This is a genomic window from Aquiflexum lacus (genome assembly GCF_015476655.1).
In the GTDB taxonomy this organism is placed as follows: Bacteria; Bacteroidota; Bacteroidia; order Cytophagales; family Cyclobacteriaceae; genus Aquiflexum; species Aquiflexum lacus.
This window is the reverse complement of sequence record NZ_JABFHF010000024.1, coordinates 40,830-67,374: the sequence shown is the minus strand read 5'-3', so window position 1 is coordinate 67,374 and position 26,545 is coordinate 40,830. Positions and strand designations below refer to the sequence as shown.

General features: G+C 41.8%; 25 protein-coding genes. 7 read left to right on the top strand and 18 right to left on the bottom strand.

Features of this window, described 5'->3' with window-relative positions; all coding sequences use genetic code 11:
• Positions 1–269: 269 nt before the first annotated feature.
• The 4 genes from HMJ38_RS18785 (at position 270) to HMJ38_RS18770 (ending at position 5,217) form a co-directional block, all read left to right on the top strand.
• The gene (locus tag HMJ38_RS18785) at positions 270–917 is read left to right on the top strand and encodes a hypothetical protein (protein WP_194975973.1); all 648 of its coding nucleotides are present in this window, start codon (positions 270–272) and stop codon (positions 915–917) included.
• 262 nt (positions 918–1,179) lie between these two features.
• Entirely contained in the window at positions 1,180–2,739 is a 1,560-nt protein-coding gene (locus tag HMJ38_RS18780) for an arylsulfatase (protein ID WP_194975972.1), read from the top strand.
• A gap of 191 nt (positions 2,740–2,930) precedes the next feature.
• Positions 2,931–3,890, top strand: coding sequence for an HAD family hydrolase (locus HMJ38_RS18775; RefSeq protein ID WP_317174556.1), 960 nt, complete (start codon positions 2,931–2,933; stop codon positions 3,888–3,890).
• Between the two features lie 136 nt (positions 3,891–4,026).
• Positions 4,027–5,217 (top strand): helix-turn-helix domain-containing protein, encoded by a 1,191-nt coding sequence (locus HMJ38_RS18770; protein WP_194975971.1) that lies wholly within the window; start codon positions 4,027–4,029, stop codon positions 5,215–5,217.
• Positions 5,218–5,267: 50 nt separating this feature from the next.
• On the opposite strand, the gene HMJ38_RS18765 is transcribed toward HMJ38_RS18770, so the two are convergent.
• Positions 5,268–6,017 carry a DUF3575 domain-containing protein gene (locus HMJ38_RS18765; RefSeq protein WP_194975970.1) on the bottom strand — a complete coding sequence of 250 codons (750 nt, stop codon included), beginning with the start codon at positions 6,015–6,017 and terminating at the stop codon, positions 5,268–5,270.
• A 146-nt stretch (positions 6,018–6,163) separates the two neighbouring features.
• Between HMJ38_RS18765 and ggt the strand changes: the two genes are divergently transcribed.
• The gene (gene ggt / locus HMJ38_RS18760; protein WP_194975969.1) at positions 6,164–7,861 is read left to right on the top strand and encodes a gamma-glutamyltransferase; all 1,698 of its coding nucleotides are present in this window, start codon (positions 6,164–6,166) and stop codon (positions 7,859–7,861) included.
• A 7-nt stretch (positions 7,862–7,868) separates the two neighbouring features.
• Here ggt and HMJ38_RS18755 read toward each other — a convergent pair whose 3' ends face one another.
• On the bottom strand, positions 7,869–8,606 hold the full coding sequence (locus tag HMJ38_RS18755) for a DUF3891 family protein (RefSeq protein ID WP_194975968.1): 738 nt from the start codon (positions 8,604–8,606) through the stop codon (positions 7,869–7,871).
• A gap of 534 nt (positions 8,607–9,140) precedes the next feature.
• On the opposite strand from HMJ38_RS18755, the gene HMJ38_RS18750 reads away from it, so the two are divergent.
• Positions 9,141–12,410 (top strand): VPS10 domain-containing protein, encoded by a 3,270-nt coding sequence (locus HMJ38_RS18750; protein WP_194975967.1) that lies wholly within the window; start codon positions 9,141–9,143, stop codon positions 12,408–12,410.
• 54 nt (positions 12,411–12,464) lie between these two features.
• Here HMJ38_RS18750 and HMJ38_RS18745 read toward each other — a convergent pair whose 3' ends face one another.
• From HMJ38_RS18745 to HMJ38_RS18720, 6 genes are all read right to left on the bottom strand, one after another.
• Positions 12,465–13,589 (bottom strand): MBL fold metallo-hydrolase, encoded by a 1,125-nt coding sequence (locus tag HMJ38_RS18745; RefSeq protein ID WP_194975966.1) that lies wholly within the window; start codon positions 13,587–13,589, stop codon positions 12,465–12,467.
• Between the two features lie 239 nt (positions 13,590–13,828).
• Positions 13,829–14,647, bottom strand: coding sequence for a type 2 periplasmic-binding domain-containing protein (locus HMJ38_RS18740; RefSeq protein WP_194975965.1), 819 nt, complete (start codon positions 14,645–14,647; stop codon positions 13,829–13,831).
• A gap of 150 nt (positions 14,648–14,797) precedes the next feature.
• Complete coding sequence (locus tag HMJ38_RS18735) at positions 14,798–15,397, bottom strand: carboxymuconolactone decarboxylase family protein (protein WP_194975964.1); 600 nt, start codon at positions 15,395–15,397, stop codon at positions 14,798–14,800.
• Between the two features lie 3 nt (positions 15,398–15,400).
• A complete protein-coding gene (locus HMJ38_RS18730) occupies positions 15,401–15,694 on the bottom strand; it encodes a HigA family addiction module antitoxin (protein ID WP_194975963.1) in 294 nt (97 codons plus the stop codon).
• A 96-nt stretch (positions 15,695–15,790) separates the two neighbouring features.
• On the bottom strand, positions 15,791–16,354 hold the full coding sequence (locus HMJ38_RS18725) for a PIN domain-containing protein (protein WP_194975962.1): 564 nt from the start codon (positions 16,352–16,354) through the stop codon (positions 15,791–15,793).
• Entirely contained in the window at positions 16,344–16,826 is a 483-nt protein-coding gene (locus tag HMJ38_RS18720; protein WP_228780146.1) for a helix-turn-helix domain-containing protein, read from the bottom strand. The genes HMJ38_RS18725 and HMJ38_RS18720 overlap by 11 nt, the downstream gene beginning before the upstream one ends.
• A gap of 181 nt (positions 16,827–17,007) precedes the next feature.
• Here HMJ38_RS18720 and HMJ38_RS18715 point away from each other — a divergent pair, with 181 nt between their 5' ends.
• Complete coding sequence (locus HMJ38_RS18715; protein ID WP_228780145.1) at positions 17,008–19,134, top strand: outer membrane protein assembly factor BamB family protein; 2,127 nt, start codon at positions 17,008–17,010, stop codon at positions 19,132–19,134.
• Positions 19,135–19,207: 73 nt separating this feature from the next.
• On the opposite strand, the gene HMJ38_RS25375 is transcribed toward HMJ38_RS18715, so the two are convergent.
• From HMJ38_RS25375 to rsxC, 10 genes are all read right to left on the bottom strand, one after another.
• Positions 19,208–19,348: a hypothetical protein gene (locus HMJ38_RS25375; RefSeq protein WP_228780144.1), complete on the bottom strand. Its 141-nt coding sequence runs from the start codon at positions 19,346–19,348 to the stop codon at positions 19,208–19,210.
• A gap of 9 nt (positions 19,349–19,357) precedes the next feature.
• On the bottom strand, positions 19,358–19,567 hold the full coding sequence (locus HMJ38_RS18710; protein ID WP_194975960.1) for a hypothetical protein: 210 nt from the start codon (positions 19,565–19,567) through the stop codon (positions 19,358–19,360).
• A 390-nt stretch (positions 19,568–19,957) separates the two neighbouring features.
• Positions 19,958–20,821, bottom strand: a complete 864-nt coding sequence (locus HMJ38_RS18705) for an RnfABCDGE type electron transport complex subunit B (protein ID WP_194975959.1) — start codon at positions 20,819–20,821, stop codon at positions 19,958–19,960.
• Between the two features lie 321 nt (positions 20,822–21,142).
• On the bottom strand, positions 21,143–22,000 hold the full coding sequence (locus HMJ38_RS18700; protein WP_194975958.1) for a ferredoxin reductase domain-containing protein: 858 nt from the start codon (positions 21,998–22,000) through the stop codon (positions 21,143–21,145).
• An 88-nt stretch (positions 22,001–22,088) separates the two neighbouring features.
• Positions 22,089–22,274 carry a hypothetical protein gene (locus HMJ38_RS18695; protein ID WP_194975957.1) on the bottom strand — a complete coding sequence of 62 codons (186 nt, stop codon included), beginning with the start codon at positions 22,272–22,274 and terminating at the stop codon, positions 22,089–22,091.
• Between the two features lie 12 nt (positions 22,275–22,286).
• The gene (locus HMJ38_RS18690) at positions 22,287–22,865 is read right to left on the bottom strand and encodes an electron transport complex protein RnfA (protein ID WP_194975956.1); all 579 of its coding nucleotides are present in this window, start codon (positions 22,863–22,865) and stop codon (positions 22,287–22,289) included.
• Positions 22,862–23,503, bottom strand: a complete 642-nt coding sequence (rsxE, locus tag HMJ38_RS18685) for an electron transport complex subunit RsxE (RefSeq protein ID WP_194975955.1) — start codon at positions 23,501–23,503, stop codon at positions 22,862–22,864. The genes HMJ38_RS18690 and rsxE overlap by 4 nt, the downstream gene beginning before the upstream one ends.
• Complete coding sequence (locus HMJ38_RS18680) at positions 23,500–24,195, bottom strand: FMN-binding protein (RefSeq protein WP_194975954.1); 696 nt, start codon at positions 24,193–24,195, stop codon at positions 23,500–23,502. Before HMJ38_RS18680 ends, rsxE begins: the two co-directional genes overlap by 4 nt.
• Positions 24,192–25,205 (bottom strand): RnfABCDGE type electron transport complex subunit D, encoded by a 1,014-nt coding sequence (locus HMJ38_RS18675; RefSeq protein WP_194975953.1) that lies wholly within the window; start codon positions 25,203–25,205, stop codon positions 24,192–24,194. Before HMJ38_RS18675 ends, HMJ38_RS18680 begins: the two co-directional genes overlap by 4 nt.
• Positions 25,198–26,535, bottom strand: a complete 1,338-nt coding sequence (gene rsxC / locus HMJ38_RS18670; protein WP_228780143.1) for an electron transport complex subunit RsxC — start codon at positions 26,533–26,535, stop codon at positions 25,198–25,200. The genes HMJ38_RS18675 and rsxC overlap by 8 nt, the downstream gene beginning before the upstream one ends.
• Positions 26,536–26,545: the final 10 nt, after the last annotated feature.

Below are 26,545 nucleotides of genomic sequence, written 5' to 3'. Positions count from 1 at the left end.
ATTGAAATAGTAAGCCGTCGCGCCTTGAATTTTAAAAATACCAAGAGTGGAATTAAATTATGATTTCTATTCCATTAGGAAGGATTGTCCCGCAGGGAAAGTATCTCAGGTATTAAAAACACAAATAAAGGTTCGAAAGAATCGATAAAGCAATGAGCCAAATTTGGTTCAATTTTAACATAATACCTTTTTAATGAAGTCTTTGAAATTAAAGTAATGAGTAGGTTTGTCCCCTCAAATCATAAATACGTGTTCATTCAATTCATCTCATGAAAAAACAATTTACAATACTATTAGGAGGTATTTTTTTATTTCATTTCGGCTGTACCTCTTCTTCGAAAATTATTGGTTCATGGAAAAGCCCTGATCTAAATAGTGACAAATACAAAAATATTTTTGTGTATGCCCTGATTAGTGATGATTTCATTTTGAAGCAGACCATAGAGGACGACGTTGACAATATCTTGGAAGAAAAAGGAATTCATGCGAGCAGTTCATTAAATGTTAAGGTTCCTGCTGATTTAAACCTTGAAGAAAGAAAGAGTTTCTTAGCAGAAAAGATTTACCAAAGCGGTCATGATGCAATAATGACAATAGCAATTATTGATCAGACCAATGAAACACGGTATGTCCCCGGGACTAATTATTACAACCCCATGATGTATGGAGGTGGATACATGAGATTTGGTGGCTACTATTCTATGTATAGTCCTATGATGTATTCCCCAGGCTACTATGATACTGAGAAGAATTTTTATGCTGAAATCAATATGTACGATTCAAAAGACCAGAATTTGATATGGTCAGCACAATCCAAAACCACTGACCCTACGCAAATGCAAAAAGATGTGTATGATTTTGCTGAGGTAGTTGTAAAACAGATGATAAAAGAAGGAGTGATTGAAGTTAAAAAGTAAAAAATTATCCAACGATTCTCAATACAAATCATAATTAAATCAAAGCGGTAACATTAAGGTCACAAACTTTGGTGATTGACATATCCGCCCAATTTGATTCAATATTAACATCTTCAAAGCTGCTTAACATGTAAGGGCTTACCTCAATAATTACTTTTGAAGATTATTATCATCTCAAAAATAATTTCGACCCATTGCGTGTGTAACGATTCCAATATCAATAAACCAAAGTAACATTTACCAAAAATCTAATTATTAAACTATGAAAAAACATGTCTTTTTGATTTTATTCATGCTGATGTTTTCGAGCATCGGTTTTTCCCAAAATAAAAAACCAAATATTCTAGTTATTTGGGGTGATGACATTGGGACTTGGAACATCAGTCACAACAATAGGGGAATGATGGGTTACAAGACGCCCAATATTGACAGAATAGCAAAGGAAGGCGCATCATTCACCGACTATTATGCCCAACAAAGTTGTACAGCAGGTCGAGCTGCATTCATTGGAGGAAATGTGCCGGTTAGAACGGGAATGACTAAGGTCGGATTGCCGGGAGCTACACAAGGCTGGCAAACCACAGACATAACGATAGCGGCTGTTATGAAAAGTTTGGGCTATAGCACTGGACAGTTTGGTAAAAACCATCAAGGAGATTTGGATGAACATCTTCCTACAAATCATGGTTGGGATGAATTTCTTGGTAATTTATACCACCTCAACGCCGAAGAAGAGCCGGAAAACCGAGATTACCCTAGAGATTTGGTATTAAAAAACGGAAAGACATTTCTAGAGCAGTTCGGCCCGCGGGGTGTAATTCACTCATGGGCTGATGGAAAGGGTGGCCAAAGAATTTCAGATACAGGGCCATTGACCAAGAAACGAATGGAAACCATCGATGATGAGACTGTTGCGGCTGCAAAAGAGTTTATAAAGAAACAAGTTGCTGAGGGTAAACCTTTCTTTACATGGTGGAATGGCACGCGTATGCATTTCAGGACCCATATTAAAGAGGAAAATCTAGGAATTAGCGGACAGGATGAATACGGTGATGGCATGGTAGAACATGATTTGCATGTTGGTGAACTTATTGATCTTCTCGACGAACTTGGAATAGCTGACAATACCATTGTCATGTATTCCACTGATAACGGCCCGCACTATAATACTTGGCCTGATGCAGGAACCACACCATACAGATCTGAGAAAAATTCGAATTGGGAAGGCGCATACCGTGTTCCAACATTTGTAAGGTGGCCTGGCAAAATTCCTGCAGATGTTACTTACAATGGCATTGTATCTCATGAGGATTGGTTACCAACCTTTGCCGCAGCAGGCGGAGATGCAAATGTTGCTGAAAAAATCAAGAATGGATATAAAGCCATCGGTAGAACATATAAAAACTATATTGACGGATACAATCAACTGGATTATCTGACCGGTAAGGTAGACCAATCTCCACGAAACGAATTTTGGTACGTAAATGACGATGGAGAAATAGTTGCTGCCCGATATAACGATTGGAAAGTAGTATTCTTGGAAAACCGCGGTCAGGCCTTTGGAGTTTGGCGTGAACCATTTACGGAATTAAGAGTGCCTTTGCTTTTCAACTTAAGAAGAGATCCTTTCGAAAAAGCACAGCACAATTCTAATACCTATGATGACTGGTTTTTGGATCGTCCTTTTGTCATAGTGCCTATACAAGGCTTGGCTGCAAGGTTCTTGCAAACCATGGCAGACTACCCGCCATCACAGAGTCCTGGTTCTTTTAATTTGAGCAAGATTGAAGAGAAACTAAAATCAACCATAGGGGCCAGATAACATCGATAATTAATCACTCCTTAAAAAAAAATTTTATAACCCTTATATGATTATCCGCTGGTAAAGGAAAGGCTTTCTGCCTTCTTTTATCAAAGCGGGTAATCATATTTCTTTAATATACCCCCGTGCGAACATTCTTCATCCTATTTCTATTCCCTTTTTTGAGCATGCTTTCTTGCCACACCTCCACTGTGGAAAAAAAACAAGGAATAAGATCTGATAAGTTGAATCCCCTGCCCTCTTGGAATAATAATGATGTAAAATCAGCAATAATCAATTTTGTAGAGAACGCTACCGAGGAGGGAAATTCAAACTTCATCCCAGAAAGTGACCGCATAGCCTGCTTTGATAATGACGGTACACTTTGGGCTGAACAGCCTATGTACTTTCAGTTAATTTATGCTATTGATTTTATCAAAAAAGAAGCTCATAAGCATCCTGAATGGTCCAAGCAAGAACCATTTAAGTCAATACTTCAAAATGACTTGGAGCAAGCTTTGAAAGGAGGAAACAGGGCACTAATGGAAATAATAATGGCCTCACATGCAGGAATATCAACCGCTGAATTCGATAAATCAGTAAAAAATTGGCTTGAAAGTAGAAAACATCCAAAGTACAACAAACCTTATAATCAGCTAATTTATCAGCCAATGATAGAACTGTTGGATTATTTGAGAAGTCATCAATTTAAGTGTTTTATTGTTTCCGGTGGTGGCGTCGATTTTATTAGAAACTTTTCTGAAGAGACCTATAATATTCCTAAACACCAAGTTATCGGCAGTTCCCTCAAGGTTGTTTATGAAATTGATTCGCTTGGGATGCCTGTTCTAATAAAAAAGGCTGAAATTAACCATATCGATGATGGCCTGGGTAAGCCAGTGGGTGTTCATCAATATATAGGTAAAAAACCGGTATTTAGTGCGGGAAATTCTGATGGAGATTATGAACTGTTAGCATATACCAAATCATCAAAAAATGAGAATGGTTTTGCAATAATTATTCACCATACTGATGCTGAAAGAGAATTTGCCTACGACAGAGAATCCCATATTGGGAAACTCAAAAGAGCAATGGATGACGCTCCTGAAAAAGGCTGGTATCTAGTGGACATGGCTAAGGATTGGAACATAATATTTGAATTTAATTTTTGAGCAGAAATTTGAGCGATGCTTTGGTTTTGTTCTATTTCCTAAATAACCATCAGATTTACATAAAATTGGCTCCCTAAATATTATTTTATCTGTTTTTTCACTAGTTTCATTTTTAATTTTAAAATAAATTGAAAAAATGGAACTTTCATTAGACTGGAAAGGAATCATTTACATTATATCAGTATTCTTTGGCTTTATGGTCAGTATTATTCTGATATCATTTGGAATAAAAAAAATAAAAGCTAATGTCCTGATTGGATTGTCCTATCTGTTTTTATCCTATGCCTTATTTTTAGTGTTTTTGATTTATACTGGATATCACATATCTATCCCCCATCTGTATAGAACCGGAAATATAGCGGGGCTATTATTTGCTCCACTTGCCTATCTATATGTTCAAAAAGTATGTTCAGATCCAAAATTCAAATGGGTGGATCTCTTACATTTCTTACCTGTTACCATTTATTTGATCGATTTTTTCCCGGTTTTATTTTTGACAGGCTTGGAGGAAAAAGTTCATTTGATTCAATCGGAAATAAATAACCCATTAACATTTGTAAATTTTAACCAAAGCAGAATTTTTTCTCCGTTTTTTTACACCCAAGGAAGAACATTGCTGATAGCTGTATATTGGATCTTGTCAATTCGTATGATCCGTAAGCATGGGAGTTTGTTTTCAATGAAAAAGAATCCTTTTGGAAAAGAATGGCTTATTTGGATGAAAATATATTTATCCTCTTTTTCAATAATTGTCATTCCTTATCTCTTCTTTTTTTGGTCTACTGATGAAAAAATTATTTTTGATTTAATTCATTTAACGGGAGGAGTACTTATCCTAGTTAGTGGTATAACTATTTTATTTTTTCCAAATGTTCTTTACGGACCCAATGAAAAATTTCTTGAACCAGTGAGTGAAAAAGCAGATTCCAAAAGTTTGGAGATTGATAGAATTTCGGATGAAAAAAAGCTATTCATAGAAAGTCAGCTGAAAGAAATATTGGACAACTCAAAAAAATACCTGCAAAAGAATTACTCGATTCATGAAATGTCCAAAGATTCAGGAATTCCCTTTTACCTATTATCGCAACATATCAATAAAGTTTTGGGCACCACTTTTCTGGATTTAGTAAATTCCAGGAGAATCGAAGAATGTTGTAGCATGATGGAGTCAGAGGATTTTAAAAATATCACCCTGGAAGCCATTGCCAAAGAATGTGGGTTTTCCAATCGAAACACCTTCATTGCCGCTTTTAAAAAGTTTAAAAATATGCCTCCCTCCCAATACTTGAAATCCACAAAATTGGAAAATAAGATTGAACCCAATTAAATCTATTTAAGGATTTAATTGACCGTTTGATTTGTCTAAAATTACAATAGCTAAAACCTATATCCAATATTTATCGAAAGCCTGTACCCAAAAGCACCAGCCTTCACAGTCCCTGTTTTTTCAAAACCACTACCATCGATCAATGTGTTAAATCCAGGCAGTTTATTCGACAATAATTCGTTTATATGTTCTAAAACTAGAGCAGAATCCTCCGGATCGAGCGTAGAATTGAAATCCACATCAAGTTTATAAAACCCAATCCCTGGTCCAAAAAGCACAAAATCCAAAACGAGCCTCTTTGAAAGTTGAAATTGATAGCCAAGCTCAGCTCCAATAGTGTGGTAACGTATCCCCAAATCAGTCCCCACTATTCCATCAAAATTTGTTGTCGTTAGATTCCAATTCTTGCCTTTATTGAAGGTATTAAAGGAATAGTATGGACCTATATAAACTCCCCGCGGGGCCTTGAATTTATTTTCTGACTTTAAGTAAAACCTGTAATCTGCTGAAAAGTGAATTCCGTTATTTTTACCACCTGGCAATAGACTAATCATATCATTTTCATTTCCTTCATTGTCAAATGCTGGCATTCGATTAAAACCAAAATCCAAGCTAAAACTCCTAGTTTCACTGATAATCCGTTCATATCCAAAAATGATATTTCCAAACCCTAGGATGGTAGGTTTAGATAAATTATATCGAATGGTGTTTTGCAATGGCTTCTGTTCAATACTTTCTATTTGGGAAAAAACAAAAGTTGGTATCATCACCAAGACCAGAAATATCAGTTTTTTTAACATATATTACTTCAAATTATTATTAGTCAATTTCCCTAAATAAAAATATAGTAAATATGTTCAGATAGCATTAAGCGCCATATTTTGTATGCACAAATTCGTAGAAATCAATCAAAAATTTAAATTCTTGTATTTAACTCCCGCACACAATGAAAAAACTTAATGTCGCCCTTTTACAAATACTCTACCTGCCTATTTTTATTTGTTCTTATTCCGCCGTAAATGCCCAAACTTACGGCAAAAACGGAATGGTCGTTTCAGACAATGTCTTAGCCTCAGAAGTTGGGATTGATATTTTGAAAAAAGGAGGAAACGCCATTAATGCAAGCATCGCAACGGCATTTGCCTTGGCGGTAACCCATCCCGAAGCAGGGAATGTCGGCGGAGGAGGATTTATTGTTTTGATGAAATCTGACGGAGAGGTGACCACTTTTGATTTTAGGGAAAAAGCACCCTTGAAGGCAACTCCTGATCTGTTTCAGGATAGCAATGGAAACCTAATTGAAGGTTCCAACCATGAAACCATCAAGGCGGTAGGTGTTCCGGGAACCGTTGCCGGTTTGTATCTGGCACATCAAAAGTACGGGAGTTTACCTTGGGCTGATTTGGTCCAACCTGCGGTCAACTTGGCCGGGAATGGATTTCCCATGACTTGGGGATTGTATCAGGTGGCACTTCGAATGTCCGAAATGGATGAATCGTATGACATCATGAAAAATTATTTTCGGAACGACGAAGGTTTAGTCATCCAACCGGGAGAAATCTGGAAACAGCAGGCATTGGCCAATACCCTTTCTTTGATCCGTGATCATGGGCATAATGGATTTTATTTAGGTCCTGTAGCGGAAGAAATCGAAGCATACATGAAAGCCAAAGGTGGAATTATCACCAAAGAAGACTTGGCAAAATATAACGCCATAGAACGCAAACCCCTAAAAGGTACCTACAAAGATTTCGAAATCTACTCCATGCCTCCACCGAGTTCAGGCGGGGTAGCCCTAATTGAAATGATGAACCTGATGGAATTGGCTGATCTCAATAAAATTGAGTTCAATTCCACTGCCTATGTACACTTGGTCGGAGAGGCGATGAAGCGGGCTTTTGCAGATCGGGCGGAACATTTGGGTGACCCTGATTTCAATCCCGATTTACCCTTGGATAGGCTGCTTTCAAAAGAATTTGCCAAAAAGCGTTTTGATAATATTGACATGACCAAAGCTTCACTGAGCGATTCTTCCAAGTATGGACAATTGTATGACGGTAGCAGTACGACCCATTTCTCGGTGGTGGACAAGGATGGCAATGCAGTTTCCCTGACCTATACCCTTGAGCATTCCTACGGGGTAAAAATGGGCTCCTCCAAATTGGGTTTTATTTTCAACAATGAAATGGGCGACTTCAACCCTGTAGCCGGAGTGACCAACAGCCGTGGCCAAATCGGTTCCAATCCCAATCTTATCGCTCCAGAAAAAAGAATGTTGTCCAGCATGACACCCACCATTGTGGCCAAAGATGGCAAGCCCTATCTGATCATCGGAAGTCCGGGAGGAAGGACAATTATCAATACCGTTTTTCAGACTGTTCTCAATGTATTGGAGTATGACATGAGAATCGACAAAGCCATTGAAGCCATGAAAATCCATCACCAATGGCTACCCGACGAAATCCGATACGAAAGGCATCTCATGTCCCCCGATACCCGTTATGCACTTGAGCTGATGGGGCATAAGTTGAGGCCAGTTAACAATCTGGGCGTATTGATGGGAATCACTTACGATCCAAGATTGAAAGTATATGTAGGTGGGGCTGATTCGGCCAGCAAAGATGGGGCAGCAGTGGGGTATTGAATTAAAATCATTTTTCAAATTTCCAGGCCAGATTTCTTCTAGGTGTAGCTCCCAAAACATCCTTCAACTCTTGCTGACTTTTATATTTCGTTTGTTCCAAAACTGTTTCTTCAATAGAAAGTTCAAAGGAATCTGCTTCAAAACACCAAGGTTCGATACTAAGATTTCCGCTTTTTTGACGATATATAAAGTAAGTCTTACCATCGATTGAAGTGTTGATTTCCAGTTTTCGTTCTGCATCAGGAACTTCATCTTTACACAAAATCAATGAGCAGCGGTCACAAAACTTAAGGATGGCATAATAGGAAACAGCTTTATCTTGGTCAATCCCAAAATAAGAAACAGTTTCTTCACGAAAGGCTTTTTGTGCATCAAGAAATTGCTTTGCTTTTACATTTTTTTCCCTGAGAGTTTCATATAAAAAGTCTAGATGAAATGAAACCAGCAATGCTGTCCATAAGGATTTACTTTTTGCCTGGTCAAAAACCCTTTTTGCTCTTTTGATTGATTTTATGGCACTGTTGGAATCTTCCGAAAAATCTAATGGTATTCCAAGTTCAGATAAATAGTTTTTTTCCTTATAATCAAGTTGTTGGTCGTCGTGTTCAACAACAGCCACCAAGGTTTCCAGCCATAAAAGGGGTCTATATTTAATCATTAACTGCTCTGCAATCTTACCTGCCAATAAGCCATGGCTTGCCTGAAAAATAACATGTAACCCTTGCTGTGTTTTTCTTACAATCATCTTTTTTGTTTTAATGGTACCGTCAGGAAGAATTTAACCTATTCCAATAGCTGTTATTTCAAAAACATAACCATATTGGTTTTGGTACTTGATTTAAAAATACTCGGCAGGGCTTATTTTAAAACATAATCCACAGATCATTCCAATCACTTTACGCCAATTACCGTATCTCCACGGACTTTCCTTTCTAGGATGCTACGCCAAGGTTCGTGTCTCCTCGAACCTTTTTCTTATGCTGCCCCTAAATCCAAAAGTTTGATCTGATATTCTGTATAGTTTTGGATTGGATCTTATTTTTAATATTTGAGTTGATATTGTTACAAAATGATGTGCTTAGGTCACATATATGTAGAATTATTATTGATCCTAAAACCCCATAATTTCCAAAGATAAAATCCTAATTCCTCTTGGGCTTAATTCACTTCATTTCTTGCAACTTCCGGTTAGTCCAAAGTTTTTATGGCCTTTTTTATAAATGGTTTAAGAGAAATTGAATTTTCTTGTACCTTTTTGATCGATTAAACCGATTCAGTTATGCGAAAAACCATACACCTCCTCTTTTCAACTTTTCTTGTCTTTTCACTTAGCGGATACACAGCTTGGGCTCAATCCAATCCAAAGGATATGGCTGCCCAGGTGGCCAAAGGACTCCAAGTAAGAAGCATAGGTCCTGCCGTAATGGGTGGAAGAATTGCGGATATTGCCGTCAACCCTATACATAGCAGCACTTGGTATGTGGCGGTGGGCAGCGGAGGTTTGTGGAAAACCACCAACAGTGGTACTACCTGGACACCGGTCTTTGATGCGCAGGCCTCTTATTCTATTGGTACCGTGGCTTTGGATCCCAACAATCCTGAAGTGGTATGGGTAGGAACAGGCGAGAATGTAAGTGGCCGGCACGTTGGTTGGGGAGACGGGGTGTACAAAAGCATGGATGGTGGTATCACTTGGCAACAAATGGGCCTGAAAAATTCAGAACATATCGGTAGAATTTTAATCGATCCCAGAAACCCTGAGGTGGTCTATGTGGCAGCTGAAGGCCCATTGTGGTCATCAGGAGGCGAACGGGGATTGTATAAAACCAAAGATGGAGGTAAAACCTGGCAGTTAGCGCTCGAAATAGATGCAGATACGGGTGTCACGGATGCAGAGTTTGACCCTTCAAACCCTGATATTATCTATGCCGCAGCCTATCAAAGAAGAAGAAAAACCTGGGCCTTACTCGCCGGAGGGCCAAAGACTGGTATTTATAAATCCATGGATGGTGGTGAAAGCTGGAGGCGAATCAAAGAAGGTTTGCCTCAAGGTGATATGGGAAAAATAGGTTTGGCGGTAACTCCTGCCGATCCTCAAGTTGTATATGCGACCATAGAAGCTGACAATGCCAATAAAGGATTCTACCGATCCACAGATAAAGGGGAGCGTTGGGAAAAGCGTAACAGCTACATTTCCGGGGGTACCGGGCCGCACTATTACCAAGAGATTGAAGCTTCACCGACTAATCCGGACCTGGTTTACCAGATGGATGTGTTTATACATGTAACCCGTGATGGTGGAAAGACCTTCGATTATGGCGAAACCGGAAGAGCGAAACACAGCGACAACCACGCCTTATGGATTGATCCTGCAAATGGACAGCATTTGATCGTAGGAACGGACGGAGGTCTGTATGAATCTTTTGATGAAGGAGCCACTTGGCGTCACTTCCCAAACCTGCCGGTCTCACAATTTTATAAAGTAGGACTCGATAATGCTGAGCCTTTTTATAATGTGGTAGTGGGAGCACAAGATCTTGGGACATTATTGGGCCCTTCGAGAACCACAAATGTAGAGGGTGTGCGCAATCAGGACTGGTATGTCCCCTTGGGGGCTGATGGCTATGATGTCGCTTTCGATCCGCAAGATCCGAACATCGTGTATATGGAAATTCAGGAAGGCCAATTACACCGGCATAACAGAACTACAGGCGAAGTATTGAATATTCAGCCAAAACCTGAACCCAATGACCCACCTGAAAGATGGAATTGGGATAGCCCCATACAAATAAGCCCACATGATCATAAAACCATCTATTTTGGATCACAAAGGGTATGGAAAAGTACCGATCGTGGTAATTCATGGAAGCCGATCAGCGGTGACCTAACAACCAATATCAGCAGGTATGAACTGGAGATGATGGACCTTGTCCCAAGTATTGATGCCTTGTACGACAACGGTGCGATGTCGAAATTTGCCACTTTGACCAGCATTTCAGAATCTACCCTTCAAAAAGGATTACTTTATGCCGGTTCGGATGATGGCCTGATACATGTGAGTGAAGATGATGGTCAGAATTGGAGAAAATGTGGCAGCCTGCCCAAGGTTCCTGCACTGACATTCATCAATAGTATCGAAGCCTCTTCTCATGATGTCAATACCGTGTTTGCCGTAGCCGACGGGCACCAATTGGGTGATTATTCCTCTTACGTTTTCATCAGTACTGACAAAGGGAAAACCTGGCGCTCCATTGCAGGAGACTTGCCTGTGAATACGATTATTTGGGTGATCAAGCAGGACCATGTAGATGAAAATTTATTGTTCATCGGAACAGAATACGGAATGTATTTTTCGGTTAATAAAGGCATCAATTGGACCAAGCTTAATGCAGGGGTTCCGACTATTCCTTTCCGGGACCTCGCAATTCATCCCAGAGACAATGATTTGGTAGGGGCCAGCTTTGGGCGAGGGTTTTATGTATTGGATGATTACACTCCTTTAAGGGAGATCAACAAATTGGCCAATGCCAATTCAAATATGGTCTTGCCAGTGAGAGATGCATGGTGGTATATTCCGAGTGTGCCTTTTCAGGCAAAAGGAATGCCTTCTCAGGGATCCACGAGTTTTGTAAGTGATAACCCACCTTTTGGGGCAGTATTTACTTATTATTTAAAGGATCTTCCCAAAACCGAAAAAGCGCAGCGAAAAGAACTGGAAAAAAACCTCAATGAGCAAAGGGCCAGTATTCCATTCCCAGGTTGGGATCAGCTGAGACGGGAGACTATTGAAGAGGAACCAAGCGTCATGCTTTTGGTACGGGAAAAAAACGGGGAAGCCATACGTTGGATAGAAGGAGTAGCCAAAACAGGATTGCATCGTGTAAGTTGGGATTTGAGATTGCCTCCACCCAACCCTATCAATCTAACCGTTCCCGCTTTCCAACCCCCTTGGGTAAGCAATCCTGAGGGACCTTTGGTAGCACCCGGAAAATACAGTGTGGAGCTTTATGTGATGACTAATGGGAAATTGGAGCCACAAGGAGACGCACAGGAGTTTATGGTGAAACCAGTTCATCCAACAAGTGCTGATTTCGAGGAGATGGCGGCTTTCAAAAAGCAAACCAGTGACCTTTCCCGAAGGACCTCAAGTGCTGCCCGCCAATTGGGTGAGGCCGGGGATAAGCTTCGCTATATCAAGGCCGCCTTGACCAAAACACCAAATGCTTCTCCTGATTTATTTGCGCAATTGACAGCGCTCAATGCCTCTTTATTTAACCTGAGAACTGCACTAATGGGAGACGGGGTGCTTCAAAGCAAGGATGAGTCAACATCACCTTCAATCATCAATAGAGTAGGCAGCGTGATTTATGGACATTGGAGTACTACTGAGCCTCCGACTGCAACACACACACGCAGCATAGAAATTGCACAATCTGAGTTTGACCAATATTTGAAAGATGCTTCCAGGTTTTTTGATGAATTGACCGAGTTTGAGTTGAAGCTGGAAAAGGCAGGAGCGCCTTATACGCCAAACAGAAAAATGGATTAAAGGAGAAGGCGAAAATATTGACCTTAGCTAAAAAAAATAGGGACAAGCACCAGGCTATCTGTCCCTGTTTTTTATTTCCCACCAATTATTGGTTGGGCTAAGGCCGGGTATAACTTTCTCGCCCATAAGGGGTGTCACCAATTTGATGTTATTTTCTGCTGCCATATCAGCTACCATTTTGATAGATTCATCCCAGGGATGTAATGCCAAATCAAAGACGCCCCAATGTATGGGAAATAGGAGTTGTGTATTTATATCCTGACATAACTGAATGACCTGATCGGGAAAGAGGTGGGTCAAAGGCCATCCTTTGTTCCAGCCATCTATCTCCACAAAAGCCAGGTCAAAGGGACCATATTTTTCTCCTATGTCTTTCAGATGCGTGCCGTATCCGGTATCGCCACTTATAAATAGGTTTTTGTCATCCCCCTTAATTACAAAAGAGGCCCAAAGGGTTTTATTTCTATCATTATAACTTCTGCTGGTGTAGTGTATTCCTGGAAGGGCAGTTATTTGCAAAGAACCAACAGTCTTGGCATCATGCCAACCCAACTCGCTGATGTTGTTTTTCTGAATACCCCAGCCTTCCAATCTCGCACCTACACCAAGAGGCACGAGAAATTCTGTGTTTCTAGATGCGAGGAATCTCATGGTAGCAGCCTCCAAATGATCATAATGGTCATGGGTGATGACCACCAAATCAATCTCAGGCAGTTCCTCTCGTTTGATGGGTGACACATCAAACCTTCTGAGTATAAACGGTAGAGGACCTCCATTTTCAAAAACCGGATCGAATAAGATCCGCTTTCCATCAAGCTCCAAAATAAAGGTAGAATGACCAAACCACCAGGCAGCAAAATCCGAAGGGGTTTCTGAAAAATCACTTTTGGTAATCATCTGTTTGGGTAATGGGAACCCCGGTGCATTTGGTGAAATTTTAAAAAACCGTGCAGGGCCTGCATCTCCGCCTGTGGTTTGCTCCGGAAAATAGGGCAACTGCTCTGGACTTATGAACTGATCGGTAGCTTCATCATAATATGTCAACCCGGAAAATCTTGCTTTACGTTCTTCCAAGGAATCCAAACTGCCTATCTGTCTACTTACATAATATACCAAGCTCCCTACTACCATCAGAAGTATGGCCAAGGTCAATAGTGCTATTTTCAATATTTTCTTCATTCCTATAAATGGTTAATGACTTTTGGGTAATTCAGTTTTGGAGAAAGGGTATTTGGAGCTGTATTCTTCAAATTTACTCCTAGATTTTTAAAGATATAGATTTAATATTTTCTCGGTTCTGCCCGTCTGCATGCGGTTGGTAAGCAGTTTCTATTAGAGGAGTCACAGAAAAAGGATAGTCTTCTTTACTTAATGATGTTTAGCATCATGACAAGGCTTGCAGATTGAAACAAGCCAATCTACAGATTTTCAAGATTAGGACCCATGTAGCGAAATTCATCGGGTAGCAGCGGATTGTCCAACACAAAAATACGCCTGCTGTTCAGGTTCAGTTGCGCTGTAATTTTGCCGTAATGTGCATTAAAAATGGCGTCCAGCTTGCCTGAGGAGGTAATATTTTGCAGCCCTTGCTCAATCCTTTCGGCCAATTTTGGCAGATTCGGGTTTACATAAAACACAAGCGGAAAAGGATAGAAAAGCAATATATTTTGATCGATGATCAGGCCTTCGCGCTTCGATGCCCGGTTTTCATAAACTCCCAAAACCTCATTTGCCCCGAAAGTGCTGTAATCAAAGCGTTTGTTTTGAAGTCGGTCAAAAATATCATCGAAATTGCCTTTTTCAACCACATTGTAGCCGTTGTGTCTGAAAACAGTTGCGTCACTCCAAGTCTCGGGAATGCCATGTTCCAGCTTTTGCAACTCCTCTGGTACACTGATCCCGGCAAATAATCCAACATCTTCCGCCCTGATAATCAGAAGCCTGTATCCCAGCAGATTTTTCGTCAATGGTTGCGGGATTACAATCATTTCACCTTCCTTAAGTTTTTGATTTCCGGCGACGGTCACAAACAGGTCATGGCCTTTCTCCGCAAATACAAGCGATTCTTGATTACCGGGATACTCTTCCAGGGTCTCCTCTATTTCCCATGCTCCCCAAGCTGCCTCAGTGGCTTCCAGAACGGCTTTTAGTACCTGACGCTCATAAACCTGCCGGGCTTCAGACCTGTTCCCATTCCAAAAACTAACAGTGGTGGTTTTTTGTAGGTTTTGATCCATGGTTATTAGTAAATGGTTATCCGCATTTTTGCCAGTAACCCAATATTCTACAACAAACAGGTCCGATGTCCGATGTACCGGACATTTCAGTTTCCTACCGAGAATTATATTGAATTATCATTTACTGACATCACTACGTTCATACAATGTTTAGTACTTATGTTTCCCTAAAGTCCAGTCATTCTGTTTTAAATGTTTATCCCCCGACGCTATTGCCTCCTTTTCAAGTTCTGTACCCATAGAATCATTCCATCGATTTAAAAATCCAAAAAGAGCAATCACTCCAAGAATTTCCACAATTTCACCTTCATTCCAATACAATCTGAGTTTTTCGGCAACGGCATCATCCACTGCATTTGGAATCACTGAACTGGCAAATGCGAATTCAAGTGCAGCCCGTTCTTGTTCTGAAAACGCAGGATGTGTTCTGAATTCCCAAATATTTTTCAGCTTTTCTTCATCTGCGCCATATCTCTCAGCAGCCCTTATGGTATGCGCCTGGCAATACCTGCATCCTGCAACATTACTGCTGATATATCCAATAAGTCTTTTAAGTGAACTTGTCACCCTGCCTTTATTGTCCATTACTGCTTTGTTGAGTGCAATGAAAGCGTAGGCAATGGAAGGTCTGTGATACATTGTTTTTACACTGTTAGGGCAAAACCCCAATGTTTCATTAAAAAACTGTATCAAATCCTGGAAGGCTTTATCTTCTTTTTCTGCTGAGGGGAGTACTAAAGGTCTTTTCATATTTTATTCAGGGTTTATGGGTATAATTTCATTAAGTTCTTTTTCCTTCACAGTTTTTTCTTCTTCGAGATCATAATCATCTTGTAATCCTAACCAAAACTTTGCACTGGTTCCGAAAAATTTGGCAAATCGTAATGCCGTATCAGCGGTGATTCTTCTGTTGCCCTTAATAATCTCTGAAATGCGCGTTTGAGGAATAAATGTTTCCTTCGCTAAACGGTATGCAGAAATCTCCATAGGTTTCAAGAATTCCTCTAGTAAAATTTCACCTGGGTGTATATTTTCCAACTTTTCCATATTGTTTTGATTAATATTCAGTTGTTTCGACTACTTTCGATTTAGAAAGTTTGTCAGCCTACTTTTAGCCTGAGTGTGTGGTTAATTTTTAATAATTCACAATAGAGCATGCAAGTAGTTTGCTGAATCAATCAGTCCATTTTTGCGAAATCTATCCAAAACCTCAAATTCACCAAGATTGGGATTTGTTCTATTTAATACCAATGCTCTGAAAGCTTCCATTGCAAGATCAGGGTTTAAATCAATGGTATCAGTTATAAAATCATCCGCAGTCTTAGCTGTTAAGCCGAAGGTTGCCAAATACGCTGCAGGAAAGTCTTTCAAGTTGTTAGTTACGATTATGTTTGCATTCGTTTTGATAGCAGCGGCTAATACATGTCTGTCTTTTTCATCTGGCAATTCTAAAGAATTAACAAGTGCCTCATAATTATCAACTAATGCATCTGGGAAGGCACACTGAGCTTTGTTCAATCTCTTTTTTATCTCTTCATCAGGAATACCCTTACGTTTCATTATATTTTCCCATTCTGTAAATATGTGCTTACTCCATTTTGGGGTGAAAAGGTCATATGATGCAAACCAAAAAAGGAGATCTCTGATATCAATCGGATAGATTACATTGGTATCAAGAACGCAAGTGAACCGAACACTATGAATCATATAAACCAGCTTCTTCGTCCGTTTTCATGATTTCTATGAGCAGCCTCCGTTGTTCTGCTTTCATTTTCCTTTTGTAATCAATTACATCTTGGTATTTAATTCTTCTATGCTTACCAATCTTAGTGAAATTGATTTCACCATTCTCCAATAGTTTTACCAAATGTGGTCTTGAACACCCAATAAGTTCAGCAGCTGCTTGAGTAGTAATTTCGGTAGCAATCGGAACTATAGATACCGGTTTACCTTGGCTGGTTTCCTTCAGAATTTTAGCTAATAGTTGCAGTGCTTTCAAAGGAATCTTAATTCTCTCGTTATTCTCTTCGATTTCAATTTCAGGGTATTCAGATTGAATTTGATCTAATGCCGCGGCTAAGGCGTCATAAGACACCATGGCTGCTTTTTGTTCTTCCTTGGAAGGCCTTTCTATGTTCTCAATATTGTTCATATTAATCTGCTTTGTTGTAGCAAACATACGAAATATTCGAATCAATATTCTTTTATTTCGTTTTTAAAAAAGGAAGTTATACCGCCAATATCACAACGGCTTTTGTTTTACCAGTCCGTCTCGCGATATTGTTAACATGTATCAGGGAGTTTGACAATGGCATCCAAACAAGGGAAGGAACTTTGATTAACCTAAAACTTCCACAGCTATGTTTCCTGATCACAAACGCTATTCATGTCAAGTTATTACCCTGTTTCCTATGTATATAAAATCATGGATTTATGTCGTATTTTTTTTGGTTTCTTTTGCCTGTGGCAATAAAAAAGATACTTCCCATGGTGAATGGACGGTTTATCGTGGCGGAAAAGATGCCGCCCAATTCTCTGAATTGGATCAGATCAATGTGAAGAATATTCATTTGCTTGAGCCGGCATGGATTTTTAACACCGGGGACAGCGGAGAGAAAACCACCATCGAATGCAATCCGATCATCATCGGCAGGACGATGTACATCACCTCTCCTGCCCTCGCATTGATCGCCTTGGATGCTGCGACAGGGAAGGAACTTTGGAGATTTGATCCTTTTGCCGGTGAAACGGCAGTGGGTGTCAACCGAGGGGTAACCTACTTCAAAGACGGGGAGAAAGAAACCCTCTTTTTACCGGCGGGGAGCTATTTGTATGCAGTAAATGCCCAAACCGGAAAATTGCAGGCTGATTTCGGAAATCAGGGCAAAATTGACTTACGGGAAAACATGGGAATGGATCCGGAAAGCCTTTCTATAGGATTGTCTACGCCCGGAATCATTTACCAAGATCTGATCATCGTAGGTTCTACCACAGGAGAGGGTTACACCGCGGCACCGGGACACGTCAGGGCATTCAATGCCAAGACCGGTGAATTTGCCTGGATTTTCCACACGATCCCCCAAGAAAATCAGTTTGGTCATGACACTTGGAATTGGATAGCAGGAGAAAATTACGGTGGGGCAAACAACTGGGCAGGAATGAGTCTGGATGAAAATAAGGGTTGGGTATTTGTTTCCACAGGTTCGGCGGTATATGATTTCTATGGTGCCAATCGGCTGGGCGAAAATCTCTATGCCAATTCCATCATTGCACTGAATGCAGCCTCAGGGGAGAAAATCTGGCACTATCAGACCGTCCACCACGATTTATGGGATGTTGACCTTCCCTGTGCCCCGACCTTGATTTCCATCCCTTGGGAAGGGGGTTGGAAAGAGGCCCTGGCGCAGCCCACCAAAATGGGAGAACTGATCATCCTGGACAGAAATACCGGGGAGACACTTCTTTCTTCTGAAGAATCTCCGGTTCCCGGATCTAATGTCCCTGGAGAATTAGCTCATCCCACGCAAAAACTGAATCAGGGAATCCCTTTGGTCACTATGGGATTGGATCCTGAAAAATTGACTGACATTTCCCCGGAATCCAATCAATTTGCCCGAAAGGAACTGGCCAAGTATCGGAATGAGGGAATTTACACACCTCCGAGTATGGAAGGAAGCATAGCTTTCCCAGGACCTAGAGGGGGTGCGCTTTGGGGCGGTGCATCCTACGATTCCAAAAACAATATGATGTATCTCAACCTAAACGAGATCCCCATGATCCTACAACTGGCCAAAGTGGATTCAGAAGGAAAATCACCACAAGAATCTTTAAGCGGCTATGGACTGTATATGACCAATTGCTCTAATTGTCATGGCGCAGAAAAGCAAGGTGTGACGGGTTCTTTCCCTGCATTGACAGGGATTGAAAACAGGCTGGACAAATCCCAAATCATTCAAATCCTGAGTAAAGGAAAAGGAGTGATGCCGGCTTTTCCTCAGTTCACAGAGGCTGAACTCGAGAAATTGGCTGCTTATTTACTGGAAGGAAAAACCGAGAAACTATCCCCTGAAACCCCAAAGATCGGATTGGATAAATACGTACTTCAAGGATTCCGGATTTTCACCGACCAAGATGGATTTCCTGCCAACAAGGCTCCTTGGGGCACTTTGACAGCAGTAGATCTTGCAACGTTTTCGGTTAAATGGAAAGTCCCGCTGGGATACTATCCCGCATTGCGCCAAAAAGGAATATTGGAAGATACCGGTACGATGAATTATGGTGGATGCGTAGCCACGGCGGGTGGATTGGTATTCGTAGGAGCAACAGCGGATGAGCTTTTCCGTGCTTTTGATGCTAACAGCGGAAAAAAACTGTGGTCTTACAAACTCCCCGCCGGAGGATATGCTGTCCCCTCCGTATATGAAGTGGATGGAAAACAATATGTCGTCATCGCAGCGGGTGGAGGTAATCGAATGGGAACGCCCTAAGGTGATGCGATTATTGCTTTTTCGTTGCCGGATGGAAAAAAATGATGTTGATCAGGTGCTTTGCAATTTGGATTCAATCTGAGTTTTTGGAATAATAGGCTAAAGGCTTGGTAAATGGGAAGGTATCCGTCTGACAATCCCCGTGTCGGGATTGTCGGACGGATACGATAAAACCTACCTCAAAGTCTTCCTCTAACCCATCTCCTGCTTCCAAACTTAAAACTTAATCCTTTACACTTGATGTTTCAACCGGAGGTGAGACACCCGGCGGCAAGTCCAAAACCGGATCATCATTTTCGGGAATCCCCCCATCTTCATCATCATTATTGTCTTGATCCTTACATACATAAATTTTAAACACCTTATAAATGATAAATATATTCAGTATAATAAATGGAATATACAGCGGATGAGCAAGGATGTAATCAAGCATGCGGTGAGAAAACAAATTATTAAACCATCGAATCAAACCATTAACCTATTGTTCTCTCAAAAGTTTGAATTACAAGGATTTAAAACTCTCACTTTAGTGAAGTTTATCAGAAAGTAGCGAAAAAAACTAATTATCAAGAATTAATACTAAGTTTTTTGGTTGATGTAAGTTTTTCCAATCTTTTGCAGTTAGTAAGGATTGCTTACCAACTGAAAACAAGATTTACGACTGGGTTTGTAAAAATAGTCTGCGGAGACTGACTTTGGCGAAGAGGTCAAATAGGGAATGGTCAGTAAAGACAGTGACCTTGGCACAAGGGGTTAGTGAAATTGGTCAGTGAAGACCCTGACCTTGGCACGCTGACCATACCGCCAAGACCATGGTAAAAACTCAACTTTCCCCCATTTTCAACTTCCCTTTCCTAATAATTTTTTTGGCCTCAGCACCTTTGATCACACCATGTTTTTCATCTATCCACACAATCGCACCTGTGGGGCATCTTTGGATAGGTACCTGGGTTTGGTGGTTTTTGGAATAGTCGATGACAGGCAGATTATGGATCATGGTAATCATATTTGGGGCATCCATAGCGCATTTGCCACAGGCGGTGCAACCTACCTCACAATCCTCCAATACCCCATCACCTGCTTCAAGACTTTTGCAAGCCACCCATAATCTGTGGCTTATGGGATGAATGGAGAAAAGATCTTTGGGACAAACCTCGACACAATCCCCACAGGCGGTGCATTTTGCCTCATCGACAACAGGAATACCAAAGGCGTTCATACTGATGGCATCAAAATCACAGACTACCTCACAGTCTCCATGCCCCAAACAACCCCAAGAACAACCTTTGCCCCCACCTGAAATCAATGCCGCCCCCCTACAACTGCTCATTCCTTCATAGTTTGCGCGGTTAATAGCCACATTAATCCCGCCCGCACAGGCAAGTCGCGCCACCCTTTTTTCTTCAGAACCTGCATCCACTCCCAAATACGAAGCGATTTCTTTCCTACCTTCTTCACTGCTCACGGTACATTTACCGGGCAACATTTCCCCATTGACCAAGGCTTCCGCAAAAGGCCTGCAACCGGGATAGCCACAGGCACCGCAGTTAGCATGGGGAAGCATTCCCTCCACCACATCAATCCTCGGATCTTCATAGACATAGAGTTTCTTATTGGCAATGATCAGCATCAATGCCAAGAGAAGCGTCAGTCCGCCAAGGGCAAGTAAAGCGATTAGTATTGTCATGGGGAGCCTTGTTTTTTCACTTCGTTATTCGATATTTTTAATGTCCGATGTCGGGTGACCGATGACGGATGTTGCGTTATTATTTGCATCTGTCCTTCAATTGATTTAACATGACACTTTTTCCATCAATAGAGATTCTTCACTTCGCTATAGAGTTGGTTTTCAATTTCAAACTTTATCAAAGCTCGTTCAGAATGACGCACGCTATTTTCAACCCATTTTTGTAGCTAGCTTCCGTCTCCTGTCTTCTGTCTTCCGTCAAATTAACTTCGGTCATCCGACATCAGACATCGGTCATCGGTCATCTAACATCGGTCTTTCTCAATAAATCACCTCCGCCCACTTCTTCCCCGCAATCAATTCCGCTTTTCGGTTGTCCCATTTTTCTTTGGAACCCATGATGTTGATAAAGGCCTTGTTGAGGTTTTCCTTTACTTTTTCATAGCCTGCAATGTAGATGTAGGTGTTGGAATAGTTCAGCAGCTCCAGAATTTCCTCTGCCCTTTCCTCAATGGCAGCATCCAAAGAAATCGGATCTTCCCAATGGGGGCGGGGACTCAAAGCAGAGAAGGCTTCGAATGTCGCTTCATCGTAATAACTCGTCAGGTCACCGTCTTTGTCGTTGAGGTACAGGAGTTCCAAACCGCTTTTGGCACCATAAAACAACCTGATTTTTCCTTTCCAGTCTCCTACCTCGCTGTAGATATGCTTGACGAAAGCACGGAAAGGAGCAATGCCTGTTCCCATGCCTATCAATATCAGGTTGGAATTTTTATCGGCAGGAACTTTAAATGGCAATTCAAAGGGTCCTGTGATGGTAATCTCATCTCCGACTTGGCGGTCGCAGAGGTAGTTTGAACTCACACCATGATACAGTTCCCCGCTGAAATCATCCACATAGGAACAGCGCTTGACCAACATGGTGATATTGGCATTGCCGTTTTTGGTTTCAGGTAGATCGGCCACGCTGTAGAGGCGATGGTGAAACTCGTTACCAAATTCACTTTTATGTTCCATGAGGACACCAAAACTTTGGTCCACCTTAACCTTGAAATCAGGGCTACCGACTTCAAGTACAATCTCGCGTATTTCTTCGGTATTGGCAGGGGTAAGGCGCTCTGATTTTTTCACCTTGGCCTTGTATTGCTGCTTTGTATTGAGGTCTGATAGATAGGACATTGTTGTGCTATTTAGATGTTAGTGTTATATTTTTAAGTATTCTGGTTGGAAGACGGGAGACCGAAGACGGGAGACGGGAGATTGTGTACTATTTTTCCTTTTTGCACACTTTCACACAACCACAGTTGCCACAGCTTCTTCTTTCAGCAAGGACATCCTCATCGGAAATGTTTTCCGAAAAGGTATCCCTCCACCGGGATTGAACCCAGACCCAAGCGAGCATCATGACGACTATCGCCCCGATTCCAATTGCATATGTCATTAATGTTTCCATGTCGATGTGTTATTAACCCAATCCGGAAAATCCCATAAATGTCAGCGACAATATCCCTGCTATCAGCAAAGTAATGGCCGTTCCTTTCACCACATTGGGCACTTCGGCAAATTCCAATTGCTCCCTGATACCGGCCATCAACAGTAGGGCAAGCGTAAAACCTGCTCCGGCACCAAGGGCATACACCAGACTTTGGGAAAGATCATATCCCTTGTTGGTCTGGAACAAAGCCAAACCCAAAATGGCACAGTTGGTGGTAATCAGCGGCAGGAAAATCCCCAAAGCCCTGAACAAAGCAGGACTCATTTTCTTGATAAACATCTCCACCAATTGTACCGTCGAAGCAATCACGACGATATAGCTGATCAATTGCAGAAAAGGGGCATTGATGGCCACCAACAAGGCATGTATGCCATAAGCACATACCGAACTGATCAGCATCACAAAGGTCACGGCCCCGCCCATTTTGGTGGCTGTTTCCATTTTTCCGGAAACACCCATAAAAGGACAGATTCCCAGGAAATAGGCCAAAACGAAGTTATTGACCAAACTGGCATTGATAAATATGCTCCAATAGGATTCCGTGTTCATGCTTTTGCTTTTTTAAGTTTATAGAAGTTGAACAGTACCAGCCAAAGTGCCAAAGTGAAAAACCCTCCTGCAGGTAATATCATGATGATCCATGCCTGAAATGAATCGGGAAATAGGGATATGTCAAAGAAGGTCCCGTTACCGAGAATTTCACGGACCGCACCCAAGCAAAACAGGGCAAATACAAAGCCTACGCCCATTCCCAAGGCATCCATGATGGATTTGCCAATGGTGTTTTTCGAGGCAAAAGCTTCTGCCCTACTCAAGATCAGACAGTTGACAACGATCAGGGAAATAAATGCGCCAAGGTTTTTGTGCAAGTCTACACTGATGGCCTGAATGGCATAATCCACCACGGTCACGAATGTGGCGATGATCAAAATATAGGAGGCAATACGTACCTGTTTGGGTATGAAATTACGGAGGGAAGCCACCAGGACATTCGACATCAGCAACACGAAGGCTGTGGCCAATCCCATGGCAAGGGCATTTTGCGCTGTATTGGAAACTGCCAACACAGGACACATACCCAATACCTGCACAAACACAGGATTATCACGCCAAAGTCCTTTGATAAATTCATCGGTTGAGCTTGGTACCGCTTTGATTTCCGGGTTTTTTGTTATTCCTGCGCTCATTTTTGATCTGGAGTTACTTTAAAACTATCCCTCTGATGATATACCAAGGGAGCCATGATTGCGGTACTTTCACCCAATATATTCCCGATAGTCCGGGAAGAAATGGTCGCACCGGTAATACCTTCTACCTCCCAAGCTTGGGTCTTCCCGCCTTGTTTGACCGGAATTACCTTATTTTCAACTTGGGTCAAATCAGCATTGAGTTGGACATCCAATGCTTTGAAATTGGCCAGGAAATTATCATCCTTTTCAATCTTATCACCCAATCCGGGTGTCTCTTTACTTTCCAGCACATAAAATCCCACCACTGTTTGCGTAGATGGATCGTAGCCATACAGGATGCGGATGACATCCGCATATCCTTGCCCACTTGCTTCAATGGCGACTCCTTTGAAAGTATCGCTATCATCAAAACCTGCATAAACCACCGTCTTGGTTCGGTCCATGCCATCCGAAGGAACAAAAGTCCCCTCAGGGGTCAATTCATAAATCCTCGTTTTTGTGATTCCCGGCAGAACATTGAAAACCGCTTTCTCCAATGCTTCCGCTTTGAGCGTATCAATTCTTTCTTTGGTTCCTTCATAGGTCAATACAATCAATAAAGCACAGAAAACACCGATCCCTACCATGGCGGTCAGCATTTTTTTGCTGCTTCCTGTTGACCCTGTTTGTATGGTTTTATTGTCGCTCATACCATTACTTTTTTAGACCCATAAACTTTCGGCTTGATCAAACTGTCAATCTGAGGCGTAAGGGCATTTCCCAACAAAATGGCATACATCACTCCTTCTGGAAGACCTCCCCAAATTCGGATGACGACCACCAATACGCCAATAAATATCCCATAAATGACTATGCCCAAAGGTGTGATGGGTGAACCCACCATATCGGTAGCCATAAATACAGCCCCAAGCATCAGTCCTCCTGAGAAGAGCATAAATGTCGGTGAGGGGTAAATTTGGCTTTCAACTAGATACAGGATGCCACTTAAAACAAAAACCGTCAACAGAATCGTGACCGGAATTCGCCAGTTCATCATTTTCTTATAAATCAGATAAATCCCGCCCAAGGCTATCAGCCAAGAACAGGTTTCACCGGTAGATCCACTGATCAATCCCAAGGCAAGGTCTGCACTGTCTGTAGTGATTTGGTCAAATTTGAATGCTGAAAGGGGTGTTGCGCCGGAGATTCCATCCACAATTGGTTCCGTAAAAGGGAATGCCATGACAGATTTGGAAATACTGACAAAGCGATCTTCCAAAAAGGCTGGATGCCAGGTAGTGATGGCCACAGGAAATGCGGCCTGCAAGATAGCCCTGCCCACCAAGGCAGGATTAAAGGCATTATAGCCCAAGCCTCCAAAGACAAATTTGCCCAAAGCAATGGCCATGACTCCCCCAAGGAAAGTCATCCACAGCGGGAAAATCGGTGGCAAAGTCAATCCCAAAAGAAGTCCGGTAATGATGGCCGACCAATCCGAAACCGTACTTTGCTGATTTGACCACCTGCACAACAGGTGTTCGGTCATCACAGCTGAAATTACTGCGGTAATGATAACCAGCAAGGCATTGATTCCAAAAGCATAGACTGAAAACAAAGCAACAGGTATCAGGGCATAGACCACGTTTTTCATAATCATGTCCGTGGACACACCTTTGTTGATGTGGGGAGAGGTGCTGATATGAAGGGTCTTGCTAAGCATTTGATTTCTGTTGTTTAGCTGAATTTCGTTTTCTGACTATTCCTTTGGAAAGGCGGAAATATTGCACCAAAGGAATGTTTGAGGGACATACATAGGAACATGAACCACATTCGAAGCAATCCATTAAGTTGAATTCCTCCGCCATGGTATCATAGGCCTCGAATTTTGCCAAAATCCCAAGCTTGGAAGGATTCAGGAAAATAGGACAGGCATCTACACAGGCACCGCATTTGATGCAGGGATAGATTTTATCCACTTTCCGCACCTCATTATCTCCAAAGACAACAATGCCTGAAGTTCCTTTTACGATAGAGATATCCAAACTTGACGCGGAAACACCCATCATAGGCCCGCCCATATATACTTCACTGATATTGTCTACAGCACCGACCTGTTCCAGCACATAGCGCAATGGCGTCCCGATAGGGATCAGGTAATTTCCTTTTTTCTTGACTCCGGGTCCGGTAATGGTAATCACACGTTCCTGTATGCCCTGTCCATGTGGCAATAGTCTCCCGATTTCGGCAGTTGTGGCTACATTCACCACGACAGCATTGACTTCAATGGGCAATCCTCCCGAAGGAACTTCTTTGCCCAACAAAGCCGTGATCAGCATTTTCTCTGCGCCCTGTGGGTATTTTACTGGAACTACCTGTACTCTGACCGGTAAATCTGTGGGGATTTTAGAAGAGAGATGATCAGCGGCATCTTGCTTATTGGCTTCTATGCCGATGATGACTTCCTTGGCTCCGGTCACTTTCAATAAATATCGGATTCCTGTGAAAATATCATCTGCTTGTTCCAACATGACCCGATGGTCTGTGGTCAGGTAGGGTTCACATTCAATTCCGTTGATGATCAGGTAATCACAGGTTTTTCCTTCCGGAATCTTGAGTTTGACATGGGTAGGGAAAGCAGCGCCTCCCAAGCCCACAATTCCCGCATCCTGAATACCTTTCAGAATTTCCTCGGGACTTGCGTCTAGGGATATTGGATTGCCTACCACTACTTCCTGACCCGAATATGGAAAGGGTTCCAGGTAAATTCCCGGAGAAGTTTGACCGGAGATAAGCAGCACATCCGCAATTTTTCTGATTTTGCCTGACACCGGGGAATGCATGGGTACGGACATATAACCATTGGCTTTTGCCAGCAATTGTCCCCGGGATACCTCTTGCCCTTCCTTGACAATTATCTGAGAAGCAGCCCCTATATGTTGCTGCACAGGTAAAATAATCAAAGGGGCAAATGGAAACTGCCTGATGGGCAGTCCATTTGTCTCCTCCTTGTTTTCGGGCGGATGGACACCGTGTTTAAAGGTATTTTTCAATGAGGTCAGC

Coding starts and splice junctions, on each gene's coding strand:
- HMJ38_RS18730 (WP_194975963.1), bottom strand. CDS start 15,694: ATGGAAAAGTTGGAAAATATACACCCAGGTGAAATTTTACTAGAGGAA.
- HMJ38_RS18740 (WP_194975965.1), bottom strand. CDS start 14,647: ATGGATCAAAACCTACAAAAAACCACCACTGTTAGTTTTTGGAATGGG.
- HMJ38_RS18680 (WP_194975954.1), bottom strand. CDS start 24,195: ATGAGCGACAATAAAACCATACAAACAGGGTCAACAGGAAGCAGCAAA.
- HMJ38_RS18715 (WP_228780145.1), top strand. CDS start 17,008: ATGTTTCCTGATCACAAACGCTATTCATGTCAAGTTATTACCCTGTTT.
- HMJ38_RS18765 (WP_194975970.1), bottom strand. CDS start 6,017: ATGTTAAAAAAACTGATATTTCTGGTCTTGGTGATGATACCAACTTTT.
- rsxE (WP_194975955.1), bottom strand. CDS start 23,503: ATGAGCGCAGGAATAACAAAAAACCCGGAAATCAAAGCGGTACCAAGC.
- HMJ38_RS18690 (WP_194975956.1), bottom strand. CDS start 22,865: ATGAACACGGAATCCTATTGGAGCATATTTATCAATGCCAGTTTGGTC.
- HMJ38_RS18780 (WP_194975972.1), top strand. CDS start 1,180: ATGAAAAAACATGTCTTTTTGATTTTATTCATGCTGATGTTTTCGAGC.
- HMJ38_RS18735 (WP_194975964.1), bottom strand. CDS start 15,397: ATGAAAAGACCTTTAGTACTCCCCTCAGCAGAAAAAGAAGATAAAGCC.
- HMJ38_RS18725 (WP_194975962.1), bottom strand. CDS start 16,354: ATGATTCATAGTGTTCGGTTCACTTGCGTTCTTGATACCAATGTAATC.
- HMJ38_RS18755 (WP_194975968.1), bottom strand. CDS start 8,606: ATGATTGTAAGAAAAACACAGCAAGGGTTACATGTTATTTTTCAGGCA.
- HMJ38_RS18710 (WP_194975960.1), bottom strand. CDS start 19,567: ATGCTTGATTACATCCTTGCTCATCCGCTGTATATTCCATTTATTATA.
- HMJ38_RS18705 (WP_194975959.1), bottom strand. CDS start 20,821: ATGACAATACTAATCGCTTTACTTGCCCTTGGCGGACTGACGCTTCTC.
- HMJ38_RS18785 (WP_194975973.1), top strand. CDS start 270: ATGAAAAAACAATTTACAATACTATTAGGAGGTATTTTTTTATTTCAT.
- HMJ38_RS18720 (WP_228780146.1), bottom strand. CDS start 16,826: ATGTTTGCTACAACAAAGCAGATTAATATGAACAATATTGAGAACATA.
- ggt (WP_194975969.1), top strand. CDS start 6,164: ATGAAAAAACTTAATGTCGCCCTTTTACAAATACTCTACCTGCCTATT.
- HMJ38_RS18675 (WP_194975953.1), bottom strand. CDS start 25,205: ATGCTTAGCAAGACCCTTCATATCAGCACCTCTCCCCACATCAACAAA.
- HMJ38_RS18745 (WP_194975966.1), bottom strand. CDS start 13,589: ATGAAGAAAATATTGAAAATAGCACTATTGACCTTGGCCATACTTCTG.
- HMJ38_RS18770 (WP_194975971.1), top strand. CDS start 4,027: ATGGAACTTTCATTAGACTGGAAAGGAATCATTTACATTATATCAGTA.
- HMJ38_RS18695 (WP_194975957.1), bottom strand. CDS start 22,274: ATGGAAACATTAATGACATATGCAATTGGAATCGGGGCGATAGTCGTC.
- HMJ38_RS18750 (WP_194975967.1), top strand. CDS start 9,141: ATGCGAAAAACCATACACCTCCTCTTTTCAACTTTTCTTGTCTTTTCA.
- HMJ38_RS18700 (WP_194975958.1), bottom strand. CDS start 22,000: ATGTCCTATCTATCAGACCTCAATACAAAGCAGCAATACAAGGCCAAG.